The sequence below is a fragment of the Streptosporangium sp. NPDC006013 genome (assembly GCF_040614275.1).
Classification (GTDB): domain Bacteria; phylum Actinomycetota; class Actinomycetes; order Streptosporangiales; family Streptosporangiaceae; genus Streptosporangium.
Map to the genome: position 1 here is coordinate 1 of NZ_JBEXUE010000214.1, position 16,493 is coordinate 16,493.

14 protein-coding genes and 1 pseudogene are annotated in these 16,493 nt (G+C 69.9%); 12 read left to right on the forward strand and 3 right to left on the reverse strand.

Annotation, left to right across the window (positions count from 1 at the left end; translation table 11 throughout):
• Positions 1–169: 169 nt before the first annotated feature.
• Positions 170–739, reverse strand: a pseudogene (locus ABZ260_RS28405) (FHA domain-containing protein); the annotation flags it as partial.
• A 181-nt stretch (positions 740–920) separates the two neighbouring features.
• On the opposite strand from ABZ260_RS28405, the gene ABZ260_RS28410 reads away from it, so the two are divergent.
• The 3 genes from ABZ260_RS28410 to ABZ260_RS28420 all read left to right on the forward strand — a co-directional run bounded on the left by ABZ260_RS28410 (position 921) and on the right by ABZ260_RS28420 (position 3,695).
• A complete protein-coding gene (locus tag ABZ260_RS28410) occupies positions 921–2,042 on the forward strand; it encodes a citrate/2-methylcitrate synthase (protein WP_350911606.1) in 1,122 nt (373 codons plus the stop codon).
• Between the two features lie 34 nt (positions 2,043–2,076).
• The gene (locus ABZ260_RS28415; RefSeq protein WP_355623803.1) at positions 2,077–2,367 is read left to right on the forward strand and encodes a DUF3017 domain-containing protein; all 291 of its coding nucleotides are present in this window, start codon (positions 2,077–2,079) and stop codon (positions 2,365–2,367) included.
• A 113-nt stretch (positions 2,368–2,480) separates the two neighbouring features.
• Positions 2,481–3,695 (forward strand): NADP-dependent isocitrate dehydrogenase, encoded by a 1,215-nt coding sequence (locus ABZ260_RS28420; RefSeq protein WP_355623806.1) that lies wholly within the window; start codon positions 2,481–2,483, stop codon positions 3,693–3,695.
• Positions 3,696–3,903: 208 nt separating this feature from the next.
• Here ABZ260_RS28420 and ABZ260_RS28425 read toward each other — a convergent pair whose 3' ends face one another.
• A complete protein-coding gene (locus tag ABZ260_RS28425; protein WP_355623809.1) occupies positions 3,904–5,463 on the reverse strand; it encodes a sigma factor-like helix-turn-helix DNA-binding protein in 1,560 nt (519 codons plus the stop codon).
• A gap of 243 nt (positions 5,464–5,706) precedes the next feature.
• Between ABZ260_RS28425 and ABZ260_RS28430 the strand changes: the two genes are divergently transcribed.
• The 3 genes from ABZ260_RS28430 to ABZ260_RS28440 all read left to right on the forward strand — a co-directional run bounded on the left by ABZ260_RS28430 (position 5,707) and on the right by ABZ260_RS28440 (position 10,299).
• On the forward strand, positions 5,707–8,019 hold the full coding sequence (locus ABZ260_RS28430) for a transporter substrate-binding domain-containing protein (RefSeq protein ID WP_355623812.1): 2,313 nt from the start codon (positions 5,707–5,709) through the stop codon (positions 8,017–8,019).
• Between the two features lie 293 nt (positions 8,020–8,312).
• Positions 8,313–9,290 (forward strand): malate dehydrogenase, encoded by a 978-nt coding sequence (locus ABZ260_RS28435; protein ID WP_355623815.1) that lies wholly within the window; start codon positions 8,313–8,315, stop codon positions 9,288–9,290.
• Positions 9,291–9,459: 169 nt separating this feature from the next.
• On the forward strand, positions 9,460–10,299 hold the full coding sequence (locus ABZ260_RS28440) for a hypothetical protein (RefSeq protein ID WP_355623818.1): 840 nt from the start codon (positions 9,460–9,462) through the stop codon (positions 10,297–10,299).
• 65 nt (positions 10,300–10,364) lie between these two features.
• Here ABZ260_RS28440 and galE read toward each other — a convergent pair whose 3' ends face one another.
• Positions 10,365–11,324: a UDP-glucose 4-epimerase GalE gene (galE, locus tag ABZ260_RS28445; RefSeq protein ID WP_355623821.1), complete on the reverse strand. Its 960-nt coding sequence runs from the start codon at positions 11,322–11,324 to the stop codon at positions 10,365–10,367.
• 121 nt (positions 11,325–11,445) lie between these two features.
• Between galE and ABZ260_RS28450 the strand changes: the two genes are divergently transcribed.
• The 6 genes from ABZ260_RS28450 (at position 11,446) to ABZ260_RS28475 (ending at position 16,457) form a co-directional block, all read left to right on the forward strand.
• Complete coding sequence (locus tag ABZ260_RS28450; RefSeq protein WP_355623824.1) at positions 11,446–12,759, forward strand: hemolysin family protein; 1,314 nt, start codon at positions 11,446–11,448, stop codon at positions 12,757–12,759.
• A 14-nt stretch (positions 12,760–12,773) separates the two neighbouring features.
• Positions 12,774–13,778: a tryptophan--tRNA ligase gene (trpS, locus tag ABZ260_RS28455; protein ID WP_350911623.1), complete on the forward strand. Its 1,005-nt coding sequence runs from the start codon at positions 12,774–12,776 to the stop codon at positions 13,776–13,778.
• 86 nt (positions 13,779–13,864) lie between these two features.
• Positions 13,865–14,785 carry a YihY/virulence factor BrkB family protein gene (locus ABZ260_RS28460; protein WP_355623827.1) on the forward strand — a complete coding sequence of 307 codons (921 nt, stop codon included), beginning with the start codon at positions 13,865–13,867 and terminating at the stop codon, positions 14,783–14,785.
• Positions 14,786–14,847: 62 nt separating this feature from the next.
• Positions 14,848–15,201, forward strand: coding sequence for a PadR family transcriptional regulator (locus tag ABZ260_RS28465; RefSeq protein WP_350956155.1), 354 nt, complete (start codon positions 14,848–14,850; stop codon positions 15,199–15,201).
• A 75-nt stretch (positions 15,202–15,276) separates the two neighbouring features.
• On the forward strand, positions 15,277–15,408 hold the full coding sequence (locus ABZ260_RS28470; protein WP_355623830.1) for a hypothetical protein: 132 nt from the start codon (positions 15,277–15,279) through the stop codon (positions 15,406–15,408).
• Positions 15,405–16,457 carry a hypothetical protein gene (locus ABZ260_RS28475; protein ID WP_355623833.1) on the forward strand — a complete coding sequence of 351 codons (1,053 nt, stop codon included), beginning with the start codon at positions 15,405–15,407 and terminating at the stop codon, positions 16,455–16,457. Before ABZ260_RS28470 ends, ABZ260_RS28475 begins: the two co-directional genes overlap by 4 nt.
• The last annotated feature ends 36 nt before the right edge of the window (positions 16,458–16,493 follow it).

Below are 16,493 nucleotides of genomic sequence, written 5' to 3' on the forward strand. Positions count from 1 at the left end.
GCCCGTTGGCGAGCGCGAACACCGACTCGCTCTGTGCCAGTACCTCCAGGTGCAGGGCGGTCTCCCGCAGACTCCACGGCTCGACCGCGTACGAGCTGCGGTTCGCGGCGGTGGCCGCCGGCTGGGACTCCGGGGCACCGGTGGCGCGCTGCGAGGGCACCACGGGGGTGGGCCTCACCAGCCCCAGGGCGACGACCTCGTTCGCCAGCCTGGTGCGCCGGTTGGTCCCCTCGGGGATCCGGAACTTCTGGTAGAGACGCAGGAGGTGCTGCTTGACGGCCGCCTCCGTCACCACCAGGTCGTCGGCGATCTCCCTGGCCGTGGCCGGTGCGACGAACGCCTCGTCCGACAACGCCGGACGGCAGAGCGACGTCAGGACGTCCACCTCCCGCCTGGTCAGCTCCGGCGCCGCGGCGCGGCGGAGCTCGACCTCCGGGGCGAAGTCCTCGCGAGGCACCCCGCCGATCCTGCCTCGTGCCGCGCCGAAGGACACCACGTCACCGTCGTCAAGCACCCTCCGGGCGATCGGTCGGCCGTTGACCCGAGTGCCGTTGCGGGACAGGCCCAGATCAACGACGTACAGGTAGGGTCCGCGCCGGACGAATTCCGCGTGTAGCCGGGACACACTCGGATCGGTCAGCCGGATGTCCACTCCACGGCCACGTCCGATCGTCGTGATCTCGGGGCGCAACGGGACCACTTCACCGGTGTCCTCGATGCGTATGAACGGCCCCTCCACGGCAGTTCCTCCCCAGGTAGCCCGCCGTAACTATTCCTACAGCTCCGGCTTACCCAAACGAGGTGATGGGGAATCGCCTTTGCCAGAAGGAGAATCATTCTTGAAATTGGCCTGGACCTCTCGGGAGGGTTTCCGCTGCTCACAGGTAGACTTCGGGCACAGATAAGCGGAGGAAACACTCATGGCGGACAAGCCCACCAAAGGTCTCGCCGATGTCGTAGCCGCGTCCACAGCGCTCAGCGACATCGACGGTCAGGCCGGTCGCCTCTTCTATCGTGGCTACGACATCCACGATCTGGCCGGCCGCACCACCTTCGAAGAGACCGCGCACCTGCTGCAGTACGGCACGCTCCCCACCCGGGAACAGCTCTCGGCGTACGAAGAGGAACTGGTTCGAGGGCGTACGCTCGGCACGCTCGTCGAGGCCAACATCTCGGAGATCGCGGAGAGACAGGCCCCGATGGAGGCGCTGCGCACGCTGGTCTCGCTGGCCGGAGGTGATGATCCGGACAAGGAGTCCAACGCCCCCGAGGCGAACCTGCGCAAGGCCGCCAGGTTGACCGCGCAGCAGCCGATCCTCGTCGCCCGCTACCACGCGGCCAGGACCGGTGCCGTCATCCGTGACCCGGACCCCTCCCTGAGCGTGGCGGCGAACTTCCTCCTCCAGATCACCGGCCGTACCCCCGGTGAGCGCGAGGTCGAGATCTTCGACACCTGCCTGGTCCTGCACGCCGACCACACGATGAACGCCTCCACGTTCGCCGCCCGGGTCTGCGCCGCGACCCTGTCCGACATGCACTCGGCCATCGTGGCGGCCATCGGCACCCTCAAGGGCCCCCTGCACGGCGGCGCCAACGAGCAGGTCATGCGTACCCTGGAGTCGCTCGACGCGGGCGCCGTCGCCCAGTCGGTACGCGACAGGCTCGCCGCGGGCGAGAAGATCATGGGCTTCGGGCACCGGGTCTACAAGACCGAGGACCCGCGCGCCACGCACCTGCGCCAGATGTCGCGGGAGCTCGGCGAGGCATCCGGTGACGACACGTACTACCGGATGTCGAAGGAGATGGAGGAGGTCGTCTTCGAGACCAAGGGCCTCTATCCGAACGTCGACTTCTACGCGGCGACGGTCTACCACTACCTCGGCATCCCGACGGACCTGTTCACCCCGGTCTTCTCGGTCAGCCGCATGTCAGGATGGACCGCACACGTCATCGAGCAGCATGCCGACAACCGGCTGATCCGCCCGGACAGCGAGTACATCGGCGAGCGGGACCAGAAGTGGAAGCCGATCGCCGAGCGATGAGTCGGAATCAGAGGCGAGAGCGGAGGGTGGGTCGATGAGCGCGCGAGCGGTGAACGCGAGCGAGGAGCGTTGGGGACCGTATCCGCTGGTGGTGGCCGGCGCGGTCGCCGCGATGGTCTTCGCGGTGCTGCTGGACATGCCCGAGTGGGGTGGTTTCGCCCTCGGTGCCGTCATGACGCTGGGGGCACTGGCCCGGCTGGCCGGAGGTGGGCGGCTCGCCGTGCGCCGCAAGGCCACGGACGCCCTCACCCTCGCCGTTCTCGGAATCGCCCTGATGGCGGGCGGGCTGATCCTCGAATTCCCGGCTCTCATGCCGATGCGATAGGTCGGACGAGCGGGTACGCCGCAAGGCGGTTGGCCCGGTCCGATAGCCTCAACGGCCAGTGAGCCTCAAAAAGGACTGTCTGGCCAATTTAGTTCAGAAGGGGAACCACACGCATGCCCAAGATCAAGGTAGAGGGCCCCGTCGTCGAGCTTGACGGCGACGAGATGACCCGGATCATCTGGCAGTTCATCAAGGACCAGCTGATCCTTCCCTACCTCGACGTCGACCTGAAGTACTACGACCTCGGGATCGAGCACCGCGACGCCACCGACGACCAGGTGACGATCGACGCCGCCAACGCGATCAAGCAGTACGGAGTCGGCGTCAAGTGCGCCACGATCACTCCTGACGAGGCTCGGGTCGAGGAGTTCGGCCTCAAGAAGATGTGGAAGTCCCCGAACGGGACCATCCGTAACATTCTCGGCGGTGTCATCTTCCGCGAGCCGATCATCATGTCCAACGTGCCGAGGCTCGTCCCCGGCTGGACCAAGCCGATCATCATCGGCCGTCACGCGTTCGGCGACCAGTACCGCGCCACCGACCTGAAGATCCCCGGCGAGGGCACCCTGACCCTCACCTACACGCCCAAGGACGGCTCGGAGCCGATCGAGCTCGACGTCTACGACTTCCCCGGCCCCGGCATCGCGATGGCGATGTACAACCTGGACGACTCGATCCGCGACTTCGCCCGCGCCTCCATGCGGTACGGCCTGTCGCGTGGCTACCCGGTCTACCTCTCCACCAAGAACACGATCCTGAAGGCCTACGACGGCCGCTTCAAGGACATCTTCGCCGAGGTCTTCGAAGAGGAATTCGAGGCTGACTTCAAGAAGGCGGGCATCACCTACGAGCACCGCCTGATCGACGACATGGTCGCCGCGGCGCTCAAGTGGGAGGGCGGATACGTCTGGGCCGCCAAGAACTACGACGGCGACGTCCAGTCCGACACCGTCGCCCAGGGCTTCGGCTCCCTCGGCCTGATGACCTCGGTCCTGCTCACCCCCGACGGCCGGACCGTCGAGGCCGAGGCCGCCCACGGCACGGTGACCCGTCACTACCGTGAGCACCAGAAGGGCAACCCCACCTCCACGAACCCGATCGCCTCGATCTTCGCGTGGACCCGGGGCCTTCAGCACCGCGGCAAGCTCGACAACACCCCCGCGGTGATCGACTTCGCGAACAAGCTGGAGCAGGTCTGCGTCGAGACCGTCGAAGGCGGTCAGATGACCAAGGACCTCGCCCTGCTGGTCGGCGGCGACGCCAAGTGGCTGACCACCCAGGACTTCCTGGCGGCGCTGGACGAGAACCTGAAGAAGAAGATGGTCTGACCGCGTCAGGTCAACCCCCGACCGCGAGGAAAGGGCCGCCCCTACGGCGGCCCTTTTCCGTGTCTTCCCGCCGGTCGTACGGGATCACGGGGCCGCCGTGTCTCCAGGGCGGCCCTTTTCCGTGTCTTCCTGCCGGTCGTACGGGATCACGGGGCCGCCGTGTCTCCAGGGCGGCCCTTTTCCGTGTCTTCCTGCCGGTCGTACGGGATCACGGGGTCACCGCGGCCCCCAGCACGATCGGGGCGTCGGCGGGGAGGCCGGGCAGGGGGCGCGCCCGTCCGGTGACGGCGTCCACCCGGAAGAGGCCGAGGGGTTCGCCGCCGTCCCTGGCGCTCATCCTGACGACCACCTCGCGGGTGTCCAGCCAGCTCACCACCTCGGCGGTGGCGGGCCGCTCCGTCTCGGGGAGCGGGAGCCGCCTGAAGACCCGCCGCGACTCGGCGTCGATGACATGGAGACTGTGGGGGTCCTCGCCCTTCCCCGCGACGATCGCGGCGGAGTACCTACCGCTGGGAGAGTCGGCCCAGGTGCCGTACCTCTTGCCAAGCCAGGCGGCGACCTTCTCGGTCGGTGGCAGCTGCTCCGCGGGTACGGACGTCAGGTCGCCGGTCGTGAAGTCGGTTCGCAGCCGCCGCTCGCCGAGCGTGACCGTGAAGTGGCGGCCGTTGGAGGAGACGCTCACCAACGTGCCGTTCTCGGTGTCGGCGGAGGCGAGAACCGGCGACAGGTAGCGCTTCACCCCGCTGCCGAGGTCGTGGGCGACATAGCGGCGCTCCGCCGCGCTGAGGTAGGCGATGCGGCGCCCGTCATGGCTGATGGCGGGAACCAGTCGAGGATGCTCCTCGCCGTCGCCGCGCGCGAGGCGCTGAGCGGCGTCGGGAACGCTCAGCGTCGACTCGCAGGGATCTGTGCCCTCGCACGGGGGAAGGCCGGGAGCGGAGTTCTCAGAGCCGCTGGAGACCAGTTTCAGGGTCCAGCCCGCGCAGGTCACGTCGCCGGCCCGTGCCGGGGACGTGCCGCCCGCCTGGACGCCCTGGCCGGGACAGCGGCCGGGGACCGCGTAGCGGATCACCGAGGAGGTCCGCGGCGCCTGCCACGGTGCCGGGGTGGCGCTCGGCGCGGGGCTGGAGACCGCCCGTACCGGCTCCTGGACCTGTGCGGCGTGCGGCCGGTTCCGCTCGCCCAGCGCCGAGTTCCACACCTCCGCGCGCTGGAGCATGACGAAGGCGGCGATCAGGCCGACCGGTACCAGCGCCGCCGCCACGGCGAGGAGGGCTCCCCGGTTGCGACGCCGCCTGAGCGTGCGCATGGACCGGGCGCTGAGGTCGGGAACCGACGCCTCGCCCGCCGCCGTGGCCATCCTGTTGACGAGGCGGGTCTCGTTCCCCTTGGTGAGGGTGTCGACCGCCTCGGTGATCTCCGCCTCCACCGTCTTCTCCGGCAGCCCGAGGACGGAGGCCATCTCGGCGCGGCTCCTGCCGTCGTGCAGGCAGGCGACGACGAGGAGGCGCTGCCGGGGAGGCAGCCGCACCAGAGCCGTCGGCCCGGCGGCGCTCGGCCGCGCCAGGAAGCGGCGGTAGAGCGCGATCTGGGCGTGCGTGGTGGGGTTCTCCCACACCGGTGGCGGCCAGGAGAGGGCGACCGTGTGGAAGGAGCGCAGGGCGAGGCGGATGGCCTGCTCGTGGCTGCCGGTGAGAAGGAGGGCGGTGCCGACGAGGGAACGCTGATCGCGCTGTACGAACTCGCGATAACCGATATATCGGCGCATGGAAGTTTTTGCTCCGGCTTGCCTGAGGGACGTACAACGGTAGCGATCTAAGCGGCTGGAGCGCCAGATTGGGGTGAATGTCGGAGATTGGGGAGTGAACGTGTCTGGCATCTCACCATGACGGGGGCTGTGGACATGGCCACGTTGTAGGAAAACTGAGGTCACGTCGGGATAACAAAGGGAGGGTATGAGTCATGGCGCCGTAAAGTTTGCCACGTCGGAGATTACGAGACCGTGGGGACGATGATGTCGGAGATCGCGCCACTGGAAGCGGGAGAGCCGCGCCAGCTCGGGCCGTTCCGCGTCGTCGGGAAGATCGGCGAGGGCGGGCAGGGCATCGTCTACCTCGGGATCAACGCCGCGGGGGAGCGGGCGGCGATCAAGCTGCTGCACGTGAAGTTCTCCGGCGACGCCATCGCCAGGTCCAGGTTCGCCAGGGAGGCGCGGGCGGCCCAGCGGGTCGCGTCCTTCTGTACGGCGGCCGTCCTGGACGCCGACCTCAAGGGCGACACCCCCTACATCGCGAGTGAGTACATCGAGGGCAGGTCGCTGAGCGAGGTCGTGGAGACCGACGGCCCCCTGCGGGGCGCCGCGCTGCAGCGGCTGGCGATCGGCACGGCCACCGCGCTCACCGCGATCCACCACGCCTCGATCGTGCACCGCGATTTCAAACCGGACAACGTGCTCATCGCCGCCGACGGCCCGAGGGTCGTCGACTTCGGCATCGCCCGCATCCTCGACTCCACCGGCACGATCACCAGCCGGGCCATCGGCACCCCCGCCTACATGGCGCCCGAGCAGATCTCCGGCTCCGAGGTCGGGCCGCACACCGACGTCTTCGCCTGGGGAGCGACCATCGCGTTCGCCGCGACCGGCGAGACGATCTTCGAAGGGAGGTCGATCGCCGTGGTGCTCAACCGCATCCTCAACCACGAGGTCGACCTCGGCTCGCTGCCGCAGCCGCTGCGCGGCGTGGTCACCTCGGCGCTGGCCAAGTCACCCGCGGACCGGCCCTCGGCGGACCAGATCCTGCTCAGGATGCTCGGCCACCCCGAGACGGTGAACGCCTCGCCCGCGATCCTCACCCAGGGTGCCAAGGTCGCCGCCCCCGACGAGCTCCGCTCCCGCACCGGGAACCGCGACGAGTCCCAGGCTCGTGATCAGGGCCGCGACCGGCCCCATGCCCAAGGTCCGGCCCTCGACGACGACGCGACCAGTCTGATGCGCACCCCGACTCACCGGACGAACGCCCCGGGTGAGCCGGTCCTGCCGTCCACCGGGTTCCGGATGGGAAATTCCGCCCAGGACCCGACCCTCCGCCCTGGTCAGGAGGGCGCCGGTACCGAGGGACAGGGGGGCCGGACCAGGCAGCCGGGTCAGGGCGAACGCCGTGAGACCTCCGGCCGGGGCGACCTCCCGTCCGCGCATGCTCCCGTGGAGAACCCGTCCCACCCCGACCGGCGCTCTCCGGAGCACCGCCCGTCGAGCTACCGGGAGTACCCCTCGTCCCCCGGGTACGGCGAGTACCCGTCCTCTCCCGGCTACCGGGAGTACCCCTCGTCTCCCGGATACGGCGACAGCGTGGCCTCCCCGGAACAGCCGGGGGAGGTGCCGCCGCCCAGCTGGCAGGTGTCCGCGACCCTTGTCGGCGGGCCGGCGGCGCCACCGGCCCGCCGACAGGGGAGGCGCTGGATCGCCGTCGGGGTCGCCGTGCTGCTGATCGCGGGGGCGGCGTTCGCCGCGGTCCGCTGGTGGCCGAGGACCGTCTCCCAGGGCGAGCCGGAGCCGGCCGAGACCGCCCGCCCCTCGTACACCTCGGTGGTCGACAAGGCCGCCAAGACGGGCAGGCTCACCATCGGCGTGCGCGACTTCCTGCCCGGCATCGCACTGAACAACGGCGGGAAGTGGGGCGGCTTCGAGATCGACCTGGCCCTTGAGATCGCCAAGGCGCTGGGGGTGCCGGAGAGCGGCGTCACCTTCAGGTCCACCGCCCGCGCGGAGCGGCCGAAGCTGCTGGCGGACGGGGACATCGACCTGGTGCTGGCGACCTACTCGATCAACGACACCGACGACGTCACCTTCGCGGGGCCCTACTACCTCGCCCACGTCGACGCCCTCGTCAAGGACGGTTCGCTGATCGTGACCGTGAAGGGCCTGGAGGGCAGCCGGATGTGCCAGCCGGCCGCCAGCGTCTCCGTGGCCGTGATCCAGGACGTGGTCGAACGGCTCACCCTGGTGCCCGCCAAGACCTACTCCGAGTGCGTCGACAAGCTGCGGGCCGGTGAGGTCGACGCGATCCCCGGCGACGACCTGCTGCTGGCGGGCTTCGGCAACCGGGAGAGCATCCGCTACAAGCTGCTCGGCCTCAAGCTCACCGACGAGCGCTACGCGGTGGCGCTCAAGAAGGGCGACAGGCGCACCTGCGAGGCCGTCAGGGGAGCGATCGCCGCCCTCTACAAGGACGGCACGGTCCGCAGGCTGCTCGACAAGCACTTCTCCAAGGTCGAGTTCCCCGGACGGGAGAACGCCCGCCCCGCCATGGCCACCTGCGCCTAGTGCGATCTTCCTCATCGGACGCACAGATCCACGTTGACTCAGGACGCCGGAAAGGCCACCTCGACAGCCTCGGGGTTTCGGCCACGCGTTCGCGACCTGCTTTGAGGAACGGAGCATTAGCAGGGCTTGGCCGGGTGTCCTGTCCCTCGGGCGGGGGCCAGGCCGGCTGTACGCAGTCAGTCCTCGTCGGTGGGTAGGGCGAAGAGCCGGATGGGGGCACTCGCCCGACGGTCGTTCGTCGTGTGCGGGTAGCATCCGAGCGTCACAATTCATCCTTCGAGTGGGGGAAGGTCATGGCCCAGACTCCCGTAAAGGTCACCGTCACCGGCGCCGCCGGTCAGATCGGCTACGCGCTGCTTTTCCGCATCGCCTCGGGCCAGCTGCTGGGCGCCGACGTCCCGGTCAAGCTGAGCCTCCTGGAGATCCCGCAGGCGGTCAAGGCCGCCGAGGGCACCGCGATGGAGCTCGACGACTGCGCGTTCCCGCTGCTGAGCGGCATCGAGGTCACCGACGACGCGAACGCGGCGTTCGACGGCACCAGCGTCGCCCTCCTGGTCGGTGCCCGCCCCCGGACCAAGGGCATGGAGCGCGGAGACCTTCTCCAGGCCAACGGCGGCATCTTCGGCCCGCAGGGCAAGGCGATCAACGACAACGCGGCGGACGACATCCGCGTGCTGGTGGTCGGCAATCCGGCCAACACCAACGCGCTCATCGCCCAGCAGCACGCCCCGGACGTCCCGGCCGAGCGCTTCACCGCGATGACCCGCCTCGACCACAACCGCGCGCTCTCCCAGCTCGCCGCCAAGCTGCAGGTCCCGGTCAGCGAGATCAAGAAGATGACCATCTGGGGCAACCACTCCGCCACTCAGTACCCCGACCTCTTCCACACCGAGGTCGGTGGCAAGATCGCCGCCGAGCTGGTCGACGAGGCCTGGCTGCGCGACACCTTCATCCCCACCGTCGCCAAGCGCGGCGCCGCGATCATCGAGGCCCGTGGCGCGTCCTCGGCCGCCTCCGCCGCCAACGCGGCGATCGACCACGTCTTCGACTGGGTCAACGGCGCCGAGTGGACCTCGGCCGCGATCCCCTCCGACGGCTCGTACGGCGTGCCCGAGGGGCTCATCTCCTCCTTCCCGGTCGTCTCGCGCGACGGCAAGTGGGAGATCGTCCAGGGTCTGGAGATCGACGCCTTCTCCCGTGAGCGGATCGACGCCACGGTGCGCGAGCTCGAGGAGGAGCGTTCCGCGGTGCGTGAGCTCGGTCTCATCTGAGCGGACGTTTCCCAGTCAGCGCTCGAAGGGGGCCCCGGTGAACCGGGGCCCCCTTCGCGTCCCGGCTCACCGGGAGTACGTCCGGCTCCCGGAGAACACGGACGGCAGAGGGAAAAGGCGGCGTGTCGATCATCGCAGAGCGGTGTGTCCCGGCGTTCAATGATCACCTATGGTCGGGGGATCGCTGTTCAGGGAGCACGTCGCGGTACGGATCGTCGCAGGGGTGATCTGTCTCGTGCTCGCGACGGTACCCCGGGCGGCGTCGGCCTCGCCCGACGACGAGGGCTGGGGCGGCGCCGACCTGTCGGTGCGGCTGACCGTCTCCCCGAAGCGCGCGCAACCGGGACAGCCGCTGACCTACCGTGCCGAGGTGCGCAACGCCGGCCCCGGAGACGCGGTGCTGCCGCTGCTCACGGTCCGGCTGCCCGACGGGGTGGAGGTGATCGGGGTCAACGTCGCCGAGTGCCTCCCCGGTGCCACCGCCGGTGAGGTGGTCTGCGCCGCGACGAAGGACGTCCCCGCCGGGCAGACCGGTGGGGTGACGATCAACGGGGTGGTCAAACCCGGCGCGCGGGGCCCGCTGACGGCGAGCGCGACGCTCTCCTCCGAGGTCGTGGACGACGACGAGACGAACAACCACTCCCAGACGCTGACCGAGGTGGACGACGGTACGGACCTCGCGGTCAGGCTCTCGCGCGCGGCGCGCGCGGGCCGTCTGGTCACCGTGTCCGCGGTGGTGCGCAACCGCGGGCCGCGGCGTGTCCACGACGCCGGGGTCTTCTTCGACACCGGCGGCGCGCGCCTCATGTCGGCGAGGGGCGCGCGGTGCGACTCCCATCCCGCCTACGTCGGCTGCAGGCTGCGTACGGTCGGCGCGGGCAGGAGGGTGAGTTTCATGCTCGCCTTCGTGGCCCGCGGGCACGCGCCGCGGGCCGAGGCGACCGTCTACTCCCTGCGGCTGGGCGACCGCCGTCCGGCCAACAACACGGCCCGCTTCAGCCTGAGGTAGGCGTGGCCCTCCGAGTCGGCGGGTGGCCGGCGCCGGGTACGCGTCTCGGGCGTGGCGGGAGGCGGTCAGCCGATCAGGGCGGCCCAGGCGTCGGCGACGACGTCACGGAGCGACGGGTGCTCCGGCTTCCAGCCGAGCTCGCGCCGGACCTTCTCGGCGGAGGCCACCAGCACGGCCGGGTCACCGGCGCGGCGCTCGCGCACGACCACGGGGATCTCGTGGCCGGTCACCTCGCGGCAGACCGACAGCACCTCGGAGACCGAGAAGCCGGTCCCGTTACCCAGGTTGTAGATCTTGTGCTCGCCCGGCGAGCAGGCGTCCAGCGCCAGCAGGTGGGCCCTGGCGAGGTCGGCCAGATGGATGTAGTCGCGCACGCATGTGCCGTCGGGGGTCGGGTAGTCCGTGCCGAACAGGCTGACGGACTCGCGTCCGCCGAGCGGGACGGCGAGGATGTTGGGGATCAGGTGGGTCTCTGTGGCGTGACGCTCGCGGTAGACGTTGCCGTCCCCGGCGGTGTAGGCGCCGCCCACGTTGAAGTAGCGCAGGCTCACCGCGGCCAGGCCGTACAGCCCGGCGAACGTGCTCAGCGCGGTGTCGACCGCGAGCTTGGACGCGCCGTAGGGATTGGTGGGCCGGGTCGGGTCGGTCTCCAGGATCGGGGAGCGCTCCGGCTCGCCGTACGTCGCGGCGGTGGAGGAGAAGACGATCCTGCCCACCCCGGCGCCCCGCATGGCGTCGAGCAGGGCCAGGGTGCCGCCGAGGTTGTGCGCCCAGTACAGGCCGGGCCGCTCCACGGACTCGCCGACCAGGGACTTCGCCGCGAAGTGCAGCACTCCGTCGATGCCGTTGAGCACCCCGGCGGCCTCGGTGATCGACCCCTCGACGAAGCGGGCGCCCGGTGGCACCGCGTCGGCGTGGCCGGTGGAGAGGTCGTCCAGCACGGTGACCTCGTGGCCCGCCTCGACGAGTTGTGCCGCCACGGCGCTGCCTATGTATCCGGCGCCTCCGGTGACGAGCAGCTTCACGGAGCCTCCTGTTTGATGTTGTTTGTACTTGTTTGTTTTTGTAACCCTACGCCAGCATATGCTGGCACATCAAATATCGGCCACCGCCGGAACCGGCGACCGCCATGACGGAGACGATCTCGTGAACAGCGTCCTGGCGAACATCGCCTTGGTCATGCTCTTCGTACTGATCGGAGGCTTCTTCGCCGCGGCCGAGATGGCCATGGTCTCACTCAGGGAGAGCCAGGTCAGGCGGCTCGGCACCCGGGGGCGCCGGGGGGTGAGGGCCGCCAGGCTCGCCCGGGACCCCAACCGTTTCCTGTCCGCGGTGCAGATCGGCGTCACCGTGGCGACCATGCTCTCGGCCGCTCTGGGCGCCGACACCCTGGCCAGGGACCTCACCCCGGTGGTGACGGGCTGGGGGGTGCCGGAGGCCGCGGCGGACCCGCTCGCCCTGGTGCTGGTGACGCTGGTGATCTCGTACACCTCGCTGGTCCTCGGCGAGCTCGCGCCCAAGCGGATCGCCAGGCAGCGGGCCGAGGGGATCTCACTGCTGGTCGCGCCGTTCCTCGACAGGATGGCCGCGCTCTCGCGGCCGATCATCTGGGCGCTGTCCAAGTCCACCGACGGGGTGGTGAAGCTGCTCGGCGGCGACCCGGGCGCCGACCGCGAGAAGATCTCCACCGAGGAACTGCGCGAGATGGTGGTGGGCCACCAGGAGCTCACCGACGACGAGCGCCACCTGATCGGCGAGGTCTTCGCGGCGGGCAAGCGGCAGCTCCGTGAGGTGATGCTGCCGCGCACCGAGGTGGAGTTCATGGCCGCCGACACGCGGCTGGCCGAGGCGGCGATCCTGGCCGCGGCCATGCCGCACTCCCGCTTCCCCGTCTACCGGGACTCCTACGATGACATCGTGGGCTTCGTCCACATCCGCGACCTGCTCGACCCGGTGCTGACCGGCTCCATCGAGCCGATCAGCGAGCTGGTGCCGATCCGCCCGGTCAAGCTGGTCCCCACCAGCAAGCGGGTGATGGCCACGCTGTCGGAGATGCGCAGGGAGGGACACCACCTGGCGATCGTGGTCGACGAGTACGGCGGCACCGCGGGCATCGTCACCCTGGAGGACCTGGTCGAGGAGCTGATCGGCGACATCCGCGACGAGCACGACGTGGCGGACGAGCACGTCGCGCTGCCCGCGGGGGAGGTCGAGCTCGACGGGCTGGCCAACCTCGACGAGGTGGCGGCCGAGAGCGGGATCCGCCTGGCCGACGGCCCGTACGAGACCCTCGGCGGGTTCGTCATGTCGAGACTCGGCCACCTGCCCGCGCTCGGGGAGCGGGTGGAGATCCCCGGGTTCGAGTTGAAGGTCACCGACATGGACGGCCGCAGGGTCGCCAGGGTCAGGATCAAGCGGAGCACTTCACGGACCGAGGCGCCGACCACTCCCGACAGCTGACAGAATTGGTGGCTATGGCCAGCCCTCGCGTCCTGTCGGGAATCCAGCCCACCGCCGACTCCTTCCACCTGGGAAACTACCTCGGTGCGGTGCGGCAGTACGTCGCGATGCAGGAGGGCTACGACGCCTTCTACTGCGTCGTCGACCTGCACGCGATCACGGTGGACTACCGTCCGGAGGAACTGCGCAGGCGTTCCAGGGTCGCCGCCGCCCAGCTCTTCGCCGCCGGCCTCGACCCTGAGCGATCCACGGTCTTCGTGCAGAGCCACGTCCGCGAGCACACCGAGCTGGCCTGGGTGCTGATCTGCCTCACCGGCATGGGCGAGGCGGGGCGGATGACCCAGTTCAAGGACAAGTCGGCCAAGCACGGCGAGAGCTCGGCCAGCGTGGGCCTGTTCACCTACCCGATCCTGCAGGCCGCCGACATCATGCTCTACCAGGCCAACAAGGTTCCGGTCGGTGCCGACCAGAAGCAGCACCTGGAGCTCACCCGCGACCTCGCGCAGCGCTTCAACCACCGCTTCGGCGAGACCTTCACGGTGCCCGAGCCGTACATCGTCAAGGGGGTCGAGAAGATCACCGACCTCCAGGAGCCGACCGCGAAGATGTCGAAGTCCTCCTCCTCGCCCGCCGGCATCCTCGACCTGCTGGAGCAGCCGGGGCCGCTCCGCAAGAAGATCATGCGCGCGGTCACCGACACCGGTTCCGAGGTCCTCGCCGACGACGACAACAAGCCGGGCATCACCAACCTGCTGCGCATCCAGTCCGCGCTGAGCGGGACTCCCATCGGTGAGCTGGAGGCCCGCTACGTCGGGCAGGGGTACGGCACCTTCAAGAAGGACGTCGCCGAGCTCGTGGTCGACACCTTCACCCCGATCCGCGAGCGGACCGAGAAGCTGCTCGCCGACGAGGCAGAGCTCGACAGGATGCTCGCCGTCGGGGCCGCGCGGGCCCGCGCGGTGGCCGCCGAGACCATGGCCAAGGTCCGCGACCGGGTGGGCTTCCTGCCCACCCCGTGATCCTCCGGGTACGCTCGGCTGCTTTTTCGCCGCCGTCCACGATCGGGACGGCGGTGGCTGGGTAGGGGGCGCACGTGGCAAGTGTGATGGAACGTGTGCACGCGGGTCGTGAACGGTTCAGAGCGGTGCTGAACGCGACCCGGATCAGGTGGCCCTGGTTCGACCATCTGGTCAGGACCTTCCAGCGCTACCAGATCCAGTCCGGCGACCGGCTCGCGGGAGCGATCAGCTACTTCGCCTTCCTGTCGTTCTTCCCGATCATCGCGCTGGCCTTCGCGGTGTTCGGCTACTTCCTCTCCGTCAGGCCCGACGCCACCGCGACCCTGCGGGAGGCGATCAACCAGTACCTGCCGGGTCTCGCCGACAGGCTGCCGATCCAGGAGATCGCCGACTCGCGGACGAGCGCGGGTGTCATCGGCCTGCTCGGGTTGCTCTACGCCGGGCTCGGCGCGATCGACGCCCTGCGCGGCGCGCTGCGCGAGATCTCCATGACCACCGAGCCGCCGCTCAACTTCCTGCTGGCCAAGCTCAGGGACCTGTCGGCGCTCATCCTTCTCGGCACCACCATGGTCGCCTCGGTGCTGGTCGGCGGTTTCGCCACCCAGGCCGGCGGGACCGTGGCGGAATGGCTGGGGCTTTCGGAGTCGGCGGTCGGCTGGGGCACGATCTGGCTGGTCGGCGTGACGGTCAGCGTCCTCGCCGACGTCGTCGTCTTTCTGATCATCCTGCGCTGGCTGGGACGCTCCAGACAGCCGCTCCGGGTGCTGCTGCGCGGCGCCCTGTTCGGCGCGGTCGGCTTCGCCCTGCTCAAGCAACTCGCGGCGCTGCTCCTCTCGCACATCCTGAACAACCCCATCTACGGGGTGTTCGCCGTGGTGGTCGGCCTGCTGGTCTGGATCAACCTCTCGGCCCGGGTCATCATGTACACCGCCGCCTGGACCGCGACGGCCTCCCTCGGCCCCCCGCCCTACCCCACTCCGATTCCGGCCAACGCCGTCCCCAACTGATCCGGGCATCGTCTTTAGCCTGCCCTACCTAATATCATGCTTACCGATATATGCTGTGAGGCATGACTCCAAGGGCGATGACGGAGCCCGCGTTCCTCATCCTCACCGCGCTGGTCGATGCGCCGTGTCACGGCTACGGCATCGTGCGGGAGGTCGAGCAACTGTCCGGCGGGCGGGTCCGGCTCAAGGTCGGCACGCTGTACGGCGTGCTCGACCGGCTGGCGGGCGACGGGCTGGTGGCCCTCGACCGCGAGGAGGTCCAGCAGGGGCGGCTGCGCCGCTACTACCGGCTCACCGACGCGGGGTCGCGGACGCTGGAGGCCGAGGCCGTCCGGCTCGCGGAGAACGCCAGGACCGCGGTCGACCGCCTCCGCGCCAGGCGCGGGCGTCCGTCCGTCGCGGGCGGACCGGCGTGAGACCGGGGCACTCCGGGTGACCCGGCGAAGCCGCCCGATGAACTCGTGAAGACCGGCGAGAGGACGATTCCACCGATGAACGAGCAGAGCGACGCCTCAGCCGCCTCCGGCGGCGGTGCGCCGGTGAGCGGGCGCGACGGTGACCCGAGGCGATTCGGATACGCCGCCGGCAGGGTGGCGGCAGGTGAGCGGGCGGTGCGCCGGTGAGCCTGCTGGAGGAGCGCTACCGCTACTGGCTGCGTTTGCTGCCCGCCTCCTACCGCGCCGAGCGCGAGGAGGAGATGGTCGCCGTCTTCCTGGAGGGCTCGCCGGACGTCTCGGACGCGGACGGGCCCCGGCCCCGCTGGTCGGAGATCGCCAGTGTGGCCGCGCTGGCGGTCCGGGTCCGCCTCGGCGGCGCGGGCGCGGCGCCGAGATCCCTCTCGTGGGGCGAGACGGTCCGCCTGGTGGCTCTGCTGGGGCTGCTCTTCCCGGCATTCTTCGCGATCCTGACCGTCGCGGCCGCCTTGCACACGTACGGGGTGATCGGCACGGTCGATTCTTCGCTCGCCCAGGTGGCAGGACCCCTCGGATCGGTTGAGCGGCTCGCGAACATTCTGCGGAGCCTGGCCGGAGCCGTCTGGATCGCGCCCTTCGTCGCGCTCGTCCTCGGCCATGTGCGCACGGCCAAGGCGCTGGCTCTCCTCGCCTTCGTGGCGGATCTGCTCGTCCTGACGGATCCGGTGGGGCGGGGCCCGTTGGAGGCACTGGCCTGGTCGCTGATGCCGGTGGTCACTCTGTCGGCTCTGTGGACCGGCTTCCACCGTGATGCCCGGCCGGCTCGCCGCCCCCTGTGGCTGCTCGTGCTGCCCCTCGCCGCGGGCATCGTGTTCGATGTGCTGTTCCGGCTGGTGGCGGCCCCGGACATGCCGGCCTGGTGGTGGCCATGGCTCGACCCCCTCGGGCTGGCGAGCACGTTGATCCTGGGCGCGGGCATCGGCTACGGGTATGTGCACCTCCGTTTTCCCGCCCGGCGCACGCCCTCGTGGCCGCTGGCCCTGGCGATCCTGGCGGTGCCGGTGCTCTGCGCCCGCCTCGCCGGGCTTGACCACGGCTTCGACGCCGCCGACGAGGTGAGCCGGATCATCATGCTCGGCACGCTCGGCCAGACGGCGGTGCTCCTGCTCGTCGCCCTGCTGCTCGCCGCCCTGGGATTGCGGGCCATGCCCGCCGCCCAGGGCCCGTCGCCAGAGCCTCCCCGGATGACGTATCCGTGACCCTGGTCGTGTTCCGCGGATCGTCGCCATGGCCAC

Excerpts from the sequence above, each read along its gene's own strand:
- ABZ260_RS28435 (WP_355623815.1), top strand. The coding sequence starts at position 8,313 with ATGGCCCAGACTCCCGTAAAGGTCACCGTCACCGGCGCCGCCGGTCAG.
- ABZ260_RS28430 (WP_355623812.1), top strand. The coding sequence starts at position 5,707 with ATGATGTCGGAGATCGCGCCACTGGAAGCGGGAGAGCCGCGCCAGCTC.
- ABZ260_RS28440 (WP_355623818.1), top strand. The coding sequence starts at position 9,460 with ATGGTCGGGGGATCGCTGTTCAGGGAGCACGTCGCGGTACGGATCGTC.
- ABZ260_RS28410 (WP_350911606.1), top strand. The coding sequence starts at position 921 with ATGGCGGACAAGCCCACCAAAGGTCTCGCCGATGTCGTAGCCGCGTCC.
- ABZ260_RS28425 (WP_355623809.1), bottom strand. The coding sequence starts at position 5,463 with ATGCGCCGATATATCGGTTATCGCGAGTTCGTACAGCGCGATCAGCGT.
- ABZ260_RS28415 (WP_355623803.1), top strand. The coding sequence starts at position 2,077 with ATGAGCGCGCGAGCGGTGAACGCGAGCGAGGAGCGTTGGGGACCGTAT.
- ABZ260_RS28470 (WP_355623830.1), top strand. The coding sequence starts at position 15,277 with ATGAACGAGCAGAGCGACGCCTCAGCCGCCTCCGGCGGCGGTGCGCCG.
- ABZ260_RS28465 (WP_350956155.1), top strand. The coding sequence starts at position 14,848 with ATGACTCCAAGGGCGATGACGGAGCCCGCGTTCCTCATCCTCACCGCG.
- trpS (WP_350911623.1), top strand. The coding sequence starts at position 12,774 with ATGGCCAGCCCTCGCGTCCTGTCGGGAATCCAGCCCACCGCCGACTCC.
- ABZ260_RS28420 (WP_355623806.1), top strand. The coding sequence starts at position 2,481 with ATGCCCAAGATCAAGGTAGAGGGCCCCGTCGTCGAGCTTGACGGCGAC.
- ABZ260_RS28460 (WP_355623827.1), top strand. The coding sequence starts at position 13,865 with ATGGAACGTGTGCACGCGGGTCGTGAACGGTTCAGAGCGGTGCTGAAC.